The following is a 616-nucleotide window of genomic DNA, read 5'->3' as shown; positions in this document are numbered from 1 at the left end:
CCCTGCGCCAACGGAGCCAACGGAACACCGTAACCGGGCCCGCCCCAGGTGTCCCCGGGCCACCCCTACGCGAGGACACCTGGCGCGGCTCCGGGGATGAGGCCGCACCTTGACCCCTGTCACTGAACGGCCGGTTACCGGCTGTTCAGTGACAGGGCATGCCTGCTGTGCCGACACTCCGAGACCGCGCGTCACCGGTCGTGAAGGTGCCCAGGACTGAACAGCCGCCTCGCAGACGGAACGCTGCCCCCACTGCTCGGCGCCTGCGGCTCGAGCAGAAGGTCTCCCTGCCGTCTCTCCGCAGGTTCCCAAGGGCAGCAATGCCCTACCTGCTCGCGCTGTTGTGCTGTTGGGGGCAACTACCCCGGCAACGTCAGGAGGCCGGGAGAGGCGGGGCGGCAGGAAGCACACAGCCTGCCGCGGCGGCCGCGGTCTTGAGGGCTGCGGCAGCCGCGTCGTTGGCCGTCTTCTGGGCTTTGAGGGCTTCCCCTGCCGTGGCCTGGGCCACGGCAGGGTCGGCGGCGATGACCAGGGCGGCGGCCATGCTGGCCGAGTAGGTGACGTTGGCGGCCTCGAAGGCCGCGGCCGCGGTGGCCGCATCCTTGAGCAGGCCCAC

The 616-nt window shown here is 71.1% G+C and carries 1 protein-coding gene; it reads right to left on the bottom strand.

The genetic code is table 11. From position 1 onward, the window contains the following. Nucleotides 1-373: 373 nt before the first annotated feature. Nucleotides 374-616 (bottom strand): hypothetical protein (locus tag OTB19_RS43300; RefSeq protein ID WP_267804357.1); only part of this gene is annotated, 243 nt, incomplete at its 5' end.

Origin of the sequence: Streptomyces sp. H27-H5 (assembly GCF_026627505.1) — a bacterium.
Classification (GTDB): domain Bacteria; phylum Actinomycetota; class Actinomycetes; order Streptomycetales; family Streptomycetaceae; genus Streptomyces.
Note: the sequence above shows the minus strand (reverse complement) of the source record. Positions and strands in the feature narration are given on the sequence as shown.